Origin of the sequence: Aquimarina latercula DSM 2041 (assembly GCF_000430645.1) — a bacterium.
GTDB lineage: Bacteria > Bacteroidota > Bacteroidia > Flavobacteriales > Flavobacteriaceae > Aquimarina > Aquimarina latercula.
The window spans coordinates 136,337-148,874 of sequence record NZ_KE387187.1 but is presented as its reverse complement, the minus strand read 5'-3'; the positions used below and the strand labels follow the sequence as shown (position 1 = coordinate 148,874).

At 29.6% G+C, this 12,538-nt stretch carries 14 protein-coding genes; all 14 read right to left on the bottom strand.

All coding sequences use genetic code 11. From position 1 onward, the window contains the following. Positions 1–427: 427 nt before the first annotated feature. The 14 genes from H526_RS0127225 to H526_RS32045 all read right to left on the bottom strand — a co-directional run bounded on the left by H526_RS0127225 (position 428) and on the right by H526_RS32045 (position 12,374). Entirely contained in the window at positions 428–1,705 is a 1,278-nt protein-coding gene (locus tag H526_RS0127225; RefSeq protein WP_027395828.1) for a DoxX family protein, read from the bottom strand. A gap of 176 nt (positions 1,706–1,881) precedes the next feature. Then, positions 1,882–2,874 (bottom strand): 3-keto-alpha-glucoside-1,2-lyase-like domain-containing protein, encoded by a 993-nt coding sequence (locus H526_RS0127220; RefSeq protein ID WP_245591245.1) that lies wholly within the window; start codon positions 2,872–2,874, stop codon positions 1,882–1,884. Positions 2,875–3,012: 138 nt separating this feature from the next. Next, positions 3,013–3,882: a helix-turn-helix domain-containing protein gene (locus H526_RS0127215; RefSeq protein WP_027395826.1), complete on the bottom strand. Its 870-nt coding sequence runs from the start codon at positions 3,880–3,882 to the stop codon at positions 3,013–3,015. 117 nt (positions 3,883–3,999) lie between these two features. Further along, positions 4,000–4,479 (bottom strand): hypothetical protein, encoded by a 480-nt coding sequence (locus tag H526_RS0127210; RefSeq protein WP_027395825.1) that lies wholly within the window; start codon positions 4,477–4,479, stop codon positions 4,000–4,002. Between the two features lie 187 nt (positions 4,480–4,666). Beyond that, positions 4,667–5,224, bottom strand: coding sequence for a carboxymuconolactone decarboxylase family protein (locus H526_RS0127205; RefSeq protein ID WP_027395824.1), 558 nt, complete (start codon positions 5,222–5,224; stop codon positions 4,667–4,669). 75 nt (positions 5,225–5,299) lie between these two features. Continuing rightward, on the bottom strand, positions 5,300–5,863 hold the full coding sequence (locus H526_RS0127200) for a TetR/AcrR family transcriptional regulator (RefSeq protein ID WP_027395823.1): 564 nt from the start codon (positions 5,861–5,863) through the stop codon (positions 5,300–5,302). Positions 5,864–5,971: 108 nt separating this feature from the next. Beyond that, entirely contained in the window at positions 5,972–6,871 is a 900-nt protein-coding gene (locus H526_RS0127195) for a sterol desaturase family protein (protein ID WP_027395822.1), read from the bottom strand. A 50-nt stretch (positions 6,872–6,921) separates the two neighbouring features. Continuing rightward, positions 6,922–7,497, bottom strand: coding sequence for a sigma-70 family RNA polymerase sigma factor (locus H526_RS0127190; protein ID WP_027395821.1), 576 nt, complete (start codon positions 7,495–7,497; stop codon positions 6,922–6,924). A gap of 134 nt (positions 7,498–7,631) precedes the next feature. Continuing rightward, a complete protein-coding gene (gene mog, locus H526_RS0127185; protein ID WP_027395820.1) occupies positions 7,632–8,165 on the bottom strand; it encodes a molybdopterin adenylyltransferase in 534 nt (177 codons plus the stop codon). 151 nt (positions 8,166–8,316) lie between these two features. Then, a complete protein-coding gene (locus H526_RS0127180; RefSeq protein WP_027395819.1) occupies positions 8,317–9,045 on the bottom strand; it encodes an SDR family NAD(P)-dependent oxidoreductase in 729 nt (242 codons plus the stop codon). Positions 9,046–9,152: 107 nt separating this feature from the next. After that, entirely contained in the window at positions 9,153–9,743 is a 591-nt protein-coding gene (locus tag H526_RS0127175) for a hypothetical protein (protein WP_245591244.1), read from the bottom strand. A 102-nt stretch (positions 9,744–9,845) separates the two neighbouring features. After that, entirely contained in the window at positions 9,846–10,982 is a 1,137-nt protein-coding gene (locus H526_RS0127170) for a helix-turn-helix domain-containing protein (RefSeq protein WP_027395817.1), read from the bottom strand. A 7-nt stretch (positions 10,983–10,989) separates the two neighbouring features. After that, complete coding sequence (locus H526_RS0127165; protein WP_027395816.1) at positions 10,990–12,057, bottom strand: polysaccharide lyase family 7 protein; 1,068 nt, start codon at positions 12,055–12,057, stop codon at positions 10,990–10,992. Between the two features lie 164 nt (positions 12,058–12,221). Continuing rightward, on the bottom strand, positions 12,222–12,374 hold the full coding sequence (locus H526_RS32045; RefSeq protein ID WP_155839794.1) for a hypothetical protein: 153 nt from the start codon (positions 12,372–12,374) through the stop codon (positions 12,222–12,224). Positions 12,375–12,538: the final 164 nt, after the last annotated feature.

The window sequence follows — 12,538 nt, the reverse complement described above, 5'->3', positions numbered from 1 at the left end:
ATTGTTATGGATTATCTATAACGTCTTTTAGCATTCCAGATATTTCCGTTTGTGTTTTTTAATTTTTTACTGATTTGATTACTATCTAATGTTCTCATAATTTCTATTGTTTTAAATTGTTATATACTTACTAGACGCAGATGTTTCATTTTTGTTACAGTACTATGTATAAAAAGGTACTATTTTAACATATTTTAACGAAAACACTGGGGTTTGGAGGTGTTTTTTAGAAAAATAAAAGAAATTCAACTGTTATTTTTTTAACTAGGGTAGAAGAATTTGGTAATAATATTTGCTAAATTAACAATGGTTGCTCTAAATTTATTTACTTATATATATGTATCGTTTTATAATATATAGTACAGTCTTCCTTCCGAGTTATATCTCTCGAGGAATTGGTACTTATGTATTTTAATATTGAAGAGTTTTATTTTGTAAGATCAGTTATCCATCGCATTCCACTTTTTGTCAATCGATAGTTCTTAAACGTTTTAGCTTTAGTTCTAACCCAAATAGAATCACCTTTATAAGAGCCTTTAAAAATGAATACGTTATCATCTAGTCGATCATAAGTAAATGAATTTGCTTTCTTTTCTGAATCATTATATTCATGAAAGTCAATGGTCCTTTTTATTGTATCCGCTTCAAAGAGAAAATACAGTTGTTTTTTATCTTCTTGAATTATTTTTAAAGTTTCTGGTCTATATGAACTTCCATTAATGGAGATGTTCTTCCATCGAATATTAGTAGACTTAGGTATCGTATCACCATTTACCATCTGAATTTCCACTTGGTGAAACCCTGTCATACTAGGATACCTATTTGCCGTTTGACTCTTAATTCTATTAGAGAAGTTTATTGAACTAGAAATAGTGAAATATAGTAATATACAAGCTTTAAGGATATATCCGATCTTTTTTGTCTTTGGATTAGTAAACAGTGGTAGTTCGATAATCGGTACTGTAGGCTTGTTAAGTATAAAAAAGTTAATCATCCTTTTCAGGTCATTACTAATTAGTAAAACAGTCATAACTAAAAGATGAATAGCGAACATTTTTACTCTTACATCATAACCAATGTCGATAATTACAACATTGATCATGGCTATAAATAAAATAAAAGCGCCAATAAAAGTGGATCTTCTAAATAATAGGAGAACACCACCTATTACTTCTACCCAACCAGTAGTCATTGTGTAGAATTTAGAATAACTCATAAATGTCCATAGATAACTCATACCATTATGATTACCAATAGTGTTTTCTAATCGATCCAGATCCATTTCACCAAACTGAAGCATAAAAACCTTTGCTAATCCATAGATTATAAGAGTTAATCCAATATGATATCTAAGAATAGTCCTTGTAAGAGTTTTTAATTTTTGATTATAATTAAGTTTAAATTTAGTGTCAATGAGTATCCAAGCTATAGTGCCAATTATAGAAAGTACTGTAATTAATAGAAACCTACTATAATCGTATTTAGAATCAAAACCGTTTAGAAGGTTTTGTTTATCAAACTCCCAACTAAGAAAAGTTTCCCCAAACCATACAGTGATCCCCTGCCAAAAAGAAATATCGGAGGTATCTAGTTCTCGTATATATTCGAATCCATATGGATATATATAGAATAAAAGGTATAGAAATATAAATCGTAGAAAAATTTTGCTAGATAAACTCCAATGAGGTGTTTCTATATGGGTCATTGTTTGATTGTTTGATTGATGAAAATCATAAAAATACAATCTTACTCCATAATTATCCTATATGCAACGGATCTTTTTCACATTAAATAGTGCGATCTATATTTATTCATTACATATTTATAGGATTTTAGAACGTTTGCCTTATTTAGTTTGTTATTTACTTATCGTAAGAAATCTTATTGCATTTTTGCCATAAGCCCCCATCCATTTGCTTTATCTATAACGACACAATGAATTGTGTTATTACCTTTTTTAAGTGGCATGTATAATGTATTGGTATTAATATCTAAGTGTCCCATATATTGAATTCCTTTTGTTCTAAATCCATTTTTACCTTCAAAAATGATTTTACCGTTTAAATAAACTAGTATTGTATCACTATAATCAAATGAGAAAAGCTTTGTTTCCTCTTTTTCTGAATAAATATTTGTAAATGCAATGGTATAATCTTCGGTATTTTGTTCAAAGTTTCCAGAAGAAGCTTTTTTAATGTATTTGGAAATAGGTAATAACCCTGATTTTTCTGTAGTAACAGTAATGTATTCTTCCTTTAAAAAATTTTTAAAATTAAGATTTTTTCGATCGAATAGTTTTGCCTCAGTAATTTTCCATTTTTTTATAATGTTGAGGTCGGTTGGTGTTTCTTTAGTCTTTTCAGGTACTTCACTAGATTCTTTTGGGGTTATCCTAAAATTAGAAAATCTGTTAGTGAATAGGGCAAATAAACCAATTTCACCTGATATATTATCCGTTCTTAAATTAGAAATGCTCATCACTTCTTCATTGTTCACAAAAACTTTAGCTTGGTCATTATTTACTTCTATACGAAGTGTATTCCATCCTTTATTCTTAAATAATACGTTGGCTTGGTGTTCTCTATATAACTGCCAGTTAGATTCATTATTAAAAATAGGAGTGTATTGTATCGCATCTGCTTGGTTTGTTTTGTGAAGTCTCATATAAACTTCTTCCATGGTATTATCTTTTTTTCTAAAGGTAATTCCTGCAAAACTTCTAATAGTGTTGGCATATACATCAACCTCAATAGTACCGTTGGTAAATTTCTGATTTTTTACAGTAATTCTTCCTTTTTTTAATACTAGGGTTTCTCTATTGTCGAATTTTTCGAAAGTTGCCTCTTTTGTTGTATTCCAGTTGGAAGCGATCATTTCAATTTTTGTTTTAGAGCTCTGTGAGAAGGAGACTAAAAAACATAAGGATAAGATGAATGATGAAGAAAATTTTATCATGATTTTTTATTTGCAAATATCTGATTGAATTTGTTTAAATCCCGTATCAATTTACAATCAAAATCTATCGTTTTGGTAATTTTTCCTATATGTTGTTGGACTTGTTCCTGTTAATTTTTGAAAAAAACGAGTCAAATTATTAGGTTCACTGAAGTGTAAAGCATCAGAAATTTCTGCAATGGTTTTATTAGAATAACGCAATTCTGTTTTTATTTCTAGAAGTAATCTATTGTTAATTATTTCCCTTGTAGTATGTTTAGTATATTCTTTTGCTAATGTATTAAGCTGATGTCGTGTAACATTAAGTAGATTGCAATAATCCGCTACCGTATGTAGATTTCTAATATTCTGTTCTAGTAAGGCCTTAAATCTATAAATTACGGTGTTAGATTGTGTGTCTGGAGAGATATGGTAGAAATTAGAATATAACCGGTTTAGCTTGGATAATGAGAAATATAGTAGAGAACGTAATATGTGAGCACTATCGTTTTGATAATCATTTATCTCAGTGATAATTTCGTTAAAAGCGATTTTTATAATATTAAAATCAGCATCTTTTAAACATAAATATTGAGGATATTGAGTGTTGTAAAAATACTGTAATCGGTAAGTAAACAGAGCATCATTAAAAAAATCAGATAAAAAATCACTTTGAAATACAAGATGAAATCCTTTTAGTTGATTTAGAGAAATCTTACAACTTTTAGTCTGAAAAGGGGAGATGAAGAAAAAGCTATTATCTGCAATTTCTATAAAATGTCCATTTAATTCAATAGCTCCACTTGCTTTTTCAAAAATCATGATTTCAAAAAAGTCAGTTGTTTGAGGCTTGGGTTCAAAAAATACATTTGGATTATTTTCGAACCTATGCAAATCCATCAGTAATTCGAATCCATACTTCCTTTTTTCAAAAATAAATTTTCGCAAACTATTGTTTTTTTTATCTAAACTGAGAACTCAAGTATCTTAGAACACTATAAAAATAGAATAAATATTAGTGTAAAATCTAAATTCTTTATGGTTTAGGATGCAATAATTATTTTATCAGCTTGTTGATATTATGATGATGAATGTAGAAATGATAACTAATGTTAGTATATAATAATTATGAACAAAAAGTCCGCATAACATTAAAGATTCACTATCAACTGAAGATTCAATTAGACCACTTGTAGTTGAGCTGTTATAATGAATTAATCTTTTTTGATTTTGAGAGATACTCCATTTAGAGTGCCAGAAATTATCATAGTTCCACCTGTAGTTGTTCCCGTTAAGTGAAATAATAGTTCCACTTCCCCAATTATTAAATTTAATACTCCCGATAGGTTGGTTTAAATTCAGGTCTATGATGTGCGTTTCTGAATTAAAAAATCCCTTCTTTTCAAATTTGAGTTTAGTGTCATTTAATTTTCCAATTGAAAAATTCCTAAAAGAATGCTGATCGAATTCTCCTACGTTTTGATTGTGAGATTGCAGTCTATACTTAGACGAAAAAAGATCTTTTTTCCAGTTAATTCTTATCATTTAGTTTTTTTGGACACCTAGATATTCATATACAGATGTTTTATTTATTGGTATGTAGAAAGTAGTATTTGTTACATTTTAATTTTTTAATTCTTGATTGGATACTTAAATAACATTGATAATTAATATTATAATAAGATACGTCCAAACCTTAAGTAATAAGGATTGGACGTATCTGTTTTTGGCATTACACTTTTTGTGCTTCCCAAGCAAATTTTTGAAACGCTTCATCAACCGGTGTGTTGGCGATATGATTGGTATAATTACTAATTACCTTCTGTGATAGTCCTAAAATAACTTCTAACACTTGTCTTTCTCCATAACCAGCAGCATAAAATGTATTTAAATCTTCTTGTGTTACATGTCCACGGTTACGAACTACTTTTAGAGTAAAATCGTGTAATACTTGTAGTTTTTCGTTAGGCATTGTTGTTCTATTTCTAAGAGCTTCAGTTAATGCAGAGTCTACTTTCATCATGTGAGCAATACCTGTATGAGCAGGAACGCAATAATGACATTCGTGTTCTACATTAATTGTTTGCCAAACTACCGTAAGTTCTTCAGCATTAAATGATGAATTTTGAAAAGCACTGTGTAATGTTTTATAAGCTTCCAATACTTCTGGAGCAGAAGCTAAAACACCATGTAATCCTGGTAACATGCCAAAAGATTTTACAGATTGTTCTAAAGAGGTTTTACTCTCTTCTGGTGCTGATTCGATTGTGTTTACTTTTAATGTTGTCATGATTTTAAATTTTATTGTTATATATAATTATCATTTATAACTAAACAATCGTTTAGTTATTATTTAAAAAAAATGCTATAGACTACTAAATGTCATTTCAATATAGTCTTCAATTTCTTTTTTACTATTTACTTTAGATGCAGCGGCTAGACCGTGCTTAGCTAATAATAAAAAGTTGGCTTGTTTTAAAATATCATTTTGCTTTTTGGTCGTATCGGTACTTAACTTAGTAATAAACAATTTTTTAAGATCTTCCATAAACTTAGTCATCTCATCATTGATTAATTCATCTTCTTTTCCAGAGAATTCATTATAGGTATTCGTTACCATACATCCCTTTTCATTACCTTGTTGATTACAGATTTTTACGGAATCATAAAAGAATTCTTTAATATCATCTACACCATTAGAAGATTGTCTGAATTTTTCAAAAATGTTGTTAACCTTTCTTTTGTAACTTTTTAGGCTTTCCAGAAATAGCCCGTGTTTACTACCAAAACTCGAATAGATAGAAAATTTATTAATACCCATTTCCTTTTCTAGCATTTGCATGGACGTACTCTCATATCCATTACGCCAGAATAAGTTCATAGCTTTATCAATAACTTCTGATTCTATATATTGTTTTTTTCTTGCCATTGTTTTATTAAAACAGAACAAAACTAAACAATCGGTTAGTAATAAAAAATCTTTTAACTTTTATTTTTGAAATTCGATGTGTTTGGTCATTTCATAATAAGAAAGTATTTATATGCAACATTTTTTTGTGACCTTTATAGGGTATAAAAGTTGTTTCACATAATTAGTATCTGACGGGTAGTCTGTATGCTCCTCTTCAAAAACTCCAACTTTATTAACAGCTCCTTTTCTATTAAAATAAGTGCCAAATAATAAATCCCAAAATGGTAAGGTGTTACCGAAGTTTTTTGCCTCTTCTGTGTTGGCACTATGATGAAAATGATGGATTTGTGGTGTAACTATTAAATAATCCCAAAAACTTTTTGCTGTTTTAATATTTGCGTGAGATATGTACGCAACTACCGCGTGTATAATGCCAACTAAAAAGATAATTTCGCTATTAAAGCCTAACAATAAAATTGGTGTCATTTTAAGAAATGTGTTTAAAAACATATTAATTGGATGTATCCAATTAGTCTTGAACCAGTTTAAGCTTTTAGGTAGATGGTGTATGGAATGAACTTTCCATAACAAAATACTTATGTATGAATTAGGATTCCCTTTATGACTAATCCTGTGATATAAATAAGGAAGAAAATCTCCTATTAAATTAGCAATAATAAGTACAACAATAAAGGGTAAAGAATCCCAAAAATCAAAGGCTATAAATTTTTTTTCTTGTAAGTAAATAGTTAATGATAGAGCAAACATTTTTCCTAAAGCATCAAAAATTGCTATTGAAAAAACTAAGTGTTTAATATCTGTCAGGATAAGCCGTTTTTTGGGTTTCCAATCTTTTTTTAAAGGTATAATACGTTCTAAAATTAAAATATAAAAGAGAGTAAAAAGGAAAACTGAATACGATGTCAATTCAAAGTTCCAATTATTCTCCAATGTTAGAAAACCTATTATACTTATTATAACTAATAATAGCGGGATTGTTGTTAAGGATATTATTTTATGTTTCATTTAAGTACTTTTCTCTTGTAGTCGTAAAGAGAAAGTAAAAAGATGCAAGATTATAGAATTAAATTTATTCTGTTTATTTCTGCTCTTAATTCAGATGGAAGTTCACATCCTTTTTTTAATTGAAAATCGAAGATTTCACCTCGATCGTTATAGTTAATATCAACACATTCATTGATTATTTCCTTTAGTTTTTTACGTGCTCTTTGTATTCTTGACTTTGTTGCTGTCAAACTTAAATTAAGTATTTGAGCAATTTCTTTTTGTGATTTTTGTTTAATATCACTTAAATAAAGAGGTTTACTATACTTTTCTGGCAAATAAGTTTGAATCACAAACTCAGATAAATCACAAACACAAGTATTTGAGTTGATTTCGATTTCAGAATCATTTATAGATAATTCAAAATGCTTTTTGTTTTTTCTATAATAATCTGCAATTGTATTTCTACACACTTGAAAGAGCCAAGTTTTATAGTTTTTGATTGCGGTCTTTCGATTTATATTGTCAAGCAGTTTTATGCTAACTTCTTGTAAAATATCTTCCGCAATGCATTGGTCACTAACTTTTGTTTTGATAAAGTTTAACAAATGACTTTCGTGCTTGTTCCAAATTTCATTAAAGATCATTCATTCTTTTTTATCAATTTATAATATTTAAGGTAAGCATAATTTTATGAAATATTTGGTTTTAATTAAAAATGCGGTCAAAACATGAATGATTATTGTATTTATAGTTTATTCATAATGTTTTTAATTCAACTCTATTTTTTCTTTGGTCTAAATGGTTTAATAACATCCTCATTACATTCTAAAAATGGTCCATTCATGAGATCGATACAATATGGGACAGCAGGAAAAACAGCGTCCAAACATTCTTTGATTGATTTTGGTTTTCCAGGGAGATTAATAATTAAACTACTACTTCTGAGTCCGGCAGTCTGTCGGGAAAGAATCGCAGTTGGTACGAACTTTAAAGACTCTGCCCTCATAAGTTCCCCAAAACCAGGCATCATCCTATCACAAACTGCTTCGGTAGCTTCTGGGGTAACATCTCTTTTAGCGGGACCTGTACCACCAGTAGTAATTACTAAACAGCATTTCTCTTGATCTACTAATTCGATAAGAGCTTGTTCAATAACTTCTTGTTCATCGGGAACTATTTTATACACTTCTGTCCATTGAGAAGTAAGATAATCAGTCAATGTATTTATAATTGCTTTTCCACTGATATCTTCATAAATACCTGCGTTAGCTCGATCGCTCACTGTTACTATTCCTATTTTAGCTATTGACATGTTATTATGTTACTTAATATATACCTTTCTGCTAATATATTGGAAGCATTTAATTAAACAAACAGAAACCGAATACAAAATTTGCAAGGATTTGCAGAGTACTATTAACTCACTTTCTGGATGGATTGCATTTCTATTTGTAGTGTGTTCTTTACATTTTTTCTAAGATCCAATTTGGAGCAAGCTTCATAACCCAGGCGATTAATCTCCACCTTTTGGTGACGTAAACTTTTCTTTTTTGTTTTAGGATTGCTGCATAGATTTGAGCGGAAGCTTTTTTTACAGAAGCTACCCAAAATAGTCCATCTCCTTTGGCCATTGGTGTGTCTACAAAACCAGGTTGTACATCGGTAATCTGTATATCTAATTTTTCATTTTTTGCAATACATCTTAGCGCTTCGAGATAATTTGCTTGAAAAGCTTTTGATGCACTATACGAAGGACAATACCTATTACCTCTTAAAGAGGCAATAGATGAAATTCCAACAAGGTGACCGTAGCCCTGTTTTTTGAACTTAGAAAACACGAATTCATACACTTTAGAAATCCCATTTACATTCGTTTGTATTATTTTGTTTTCAGTTTCCCAATCCAATTCTTGATTTAATTCTGAAATACCAGAAGAAACAATCACTAAATCAACCGCTTCCATTTGGTTAAAAAGAGCTTCCATTTTTTTATCCGAACTATTTATTTCTGTGATGTCATGTTCTTGGATTATGATTCGGTTGTTAGATTTTTCTTTTATTTGATTAAGTAGTTCGATCCTACGACCAGTTATACCCACCATCCAACTATTTTCTAACAGTATTTCTGCTAAACCTCTTCCAATACCAGAAGTTCCTCCAATAATAATAGCTTTTCCTTGTGTGTCTTTCAAATCTTAATTTGCGTTCTAAAATATACTATAATGTTTCGGGTAGGTACTACCTCATTAAATATAATATTTTGCTTTCTTTTTTCTTAAAAATACCAGCTTTTATTTTACTAAAAGTGATACCCAATTCGAAAGTGTAGATTTATTGCAGCTTCACCTTTATCTTTTGTAAATCCAGAATTTTTAGAAAAGAAGTGAATATAACCAATCCCAATACCAGTTTCATAATTAAAATGCGTTCCTATATTTCTTCTAATACCCCAAGTAGGAATTATTGATAAGTTATTAACGATATTAACATTACTATCGCCTCCAAACTTAATTAGTAAATCATCCCAATGAAAACTTGTTTTCAGCGCAAAGAAATTACCACTATTATTGTCGATTCGTTTTGATTTACTTAATCGTCTATCAAAATTATAATACCATCGAGGTTCTAACGAAATAACTGTTGTTAACAGAAAACCTGCATCTGGATAGAAATCATCATTTTCGTAAGCATCAAGACCTAATTCCGTCCGCAATGTAAACTGATTTGATAGTTTAAATTCATTATAAATCCATAATCCTGCAAATCCAACTTGAATACCTAAAATTGATTTTTCTACACTTGGATTCTGTGGTTTTTCAATTAGATTTTGTGATTTTACAATTAGTGTAAATACACAAAAAAATAAGGTCAATGCGATTTTTTTCATCATTTTTAATGTTTATAAATTTGATCACAAATCAATGAATTAAAAGGGATTCGGATTGACCAATGGAAGCATTGGTATGTTATAATATGTTAAAAAAAGATAAAACTATCTTTCTAACATACTTCTTTTATAATCAGAAGGCGAAAGTCCAGTCTCTTTTTTGAAAATTCTATTGAAACTGGTTCTTGATTTAAAACCACATTCGCAAGCAATTCCGAAGAGGTTATAGTTTTGATATTGTTCTAGGAGTATCTTTTCTTTTACAGCTTGTACACGATATTTGTTTATTAAATCATAGAATGTAGTATTCATATGTTGATTTAGCATAGTAGAAAGTATTTTATCCGTTGTAAAGGTTTTTTGCGCCAATTTTCCTAATGTTAAATCTTGATCTAAATACGTTTGATCTGTTTGTAGAAGAACTTCGAGTTTGTTCTTTAAGATTTCGAACGCTTCTTTTTTTGAAGGTGAAATTTTTTCATTTTTTGTCTTTTTAATATTATAGAGCGGTTTATCATCTAATAAAAAAGAAGGTAATAATACTTTAGATTGATTTGTACCGTAATAACTCAAGAACATCACTAGAACTATCATCGCCAAAACAGAAAAATAGTCCGCATTCAAATGAAAATCACTAAATACATATTCATATATCTTAATCACCATATCAACACTCATAATACCTAGTGCTGCAAGTAGCATAATCTTAATCCAATTAAAATCATAGTGGTTTAGGTTCGAATATTTATGTTTGGTTAGTTTTCTGTATGTTGATAATAACCGTAGCGAAAAATATAAGTACAATAAAAAATATAAACTATCAATTTTGATAATTGAGCGAATAAAATTAGTATGTGTATAAGCTAGTTCATCTATTTTGAAGTTGTTGAATAGTATTGTTGGTATTGTAATGCTACACGCAAATAGTAAAGTAGGAGTAAAATGAACTAAAGTATTCTTTACTAATTCTTTTTGCTTTAAAAATAATGATTTTACATATAGAAATAATAAAGGACCCAAAATTATAATGGTGATATCATTAGGCAAAAATAGAAGCTGTATTAGCCAATCAATAGTGTGTAGTAACGCATAAAAATAGATTGTAACACATAAAAGAAAAAGAAATAATACAATTAATATTTTTTGAGGTAGTTTTCTGTTTTTTATTTTTAATAGCTGGATCAGAACTATGGCAATGATAAAAATGCCTCCCACCAAAAAAAAATCTAAAATTAATTTCATGAATACGCTACTCTTTATTAGGTACCGTACCAGAACCTACAGCAGCTTCTTTAAACCATACTTCGGCATAGCATCCGTTAGCATATTGTTTAGCCATATCACCATCATAAGTTTTTGATCCAGTATTCCAAACGATATTGTCTTCTGGATTCTTTCCGTTGGTTTGGTTGTAAGCACCTTGTTTAAAAAATTGCAACTCGCCTGCATATGCATCTGGGTGTTCTGTACCATCTCGACCTATAGCCGCATACAATGTTAGTATTTGTTTAGGTATGGTTTCCTTAGAGATAAATTCTGATTTTAATAAGTTTTTTGTAAACGTCTTTGTTGGATGACCTTTACTTGTAAAAGTGATGTACATAATACCTTTATATACGTTTACTTCATAGCTAAATTCTTCTCCTAGTTCGATTCCTTCCTTAGGTTCTTCAGGATACGTAGTTGGACTCGATCCAATAGTAGACATATCATTACCCCAAACAGCTGTTGAGTAATCCCATCTTTTTGAATTATCTCCTTCTGTATTGATTTCGTAGTTCCAAAAAACAGATCCTTTTGTATGTCCAGGGAATTTTTTGTAAAATATTTTTAGTGGTTCGTTTTCATGTCCATCATCACTATGAATTTGTCCAACGACTACAGAATATGATGCAGCCACTCTAGCATCACCAGATGTGGAAACATGCATTACTTTTAAGGTACCATTTAATTTGCCTCCCGTTTTGGGTATCCAATGTTTTTTTTGCCCTAATTCTGATCTTGTATTGCTCGAATTTTTTGACGTAATACCAGAGTTTGGTGTTTTATAAACTACCCAATCCGTTTCTCCATCATTAGAAACATAAAAGAAATCTTTTTGCTCGTAATTGGCTAATTCTTCGGTACGTGTGCCATCACCTGTTAGAATACTCCATTCGTTCATAAAAGGAATAACATCACTAGGGTATACAGTAGTTTTCGTGTTTTCTTTTTCAACGTTTTTAGTTGCATTAGTATGAAAGCAACTATTTAAGCATAGTGCAAGGATACTGATTAGTACAGGCGTTTGAAATAGTGATTTTTTTAATTTTTTCATTTCAAAGGGTATTTAACACGGTTTTATTGTTTTCTACTGAGGATATTCGGTGTTGATTAACTAATTATTCAGAGCAAGTTTTACACTTTACCAAAAATACAATAACCATTCGGTTGATTAATTGACTCTTGGTATTATATGTATGTTGCAGTGTTAAGTTTCTTTTAACTGGGATCTTTCTTCGATTTTTTATATCCATTATAGATTAAAAAAACTCCAAAGAATAAAAAAATGAATCCAGTTCCAAAACTATTATTGAAATCTGTAGCTTTTTGATTCATAAAAATTAGCCTGGAACCATCAAAATTGGTCTTCATTTTTATTCGTTTTTTGCCAACTATATTTTTACAAAAGTATTTTCCAATCTTAATTAAATGAACCCTTCCGTTATATTTTACTTTACAAAAAGTGAGTTTAGAAACGTTTTTGCATGATTCAGGTGCTTCAATCACAAGCACGTTGACAATTTTTACATGATCAA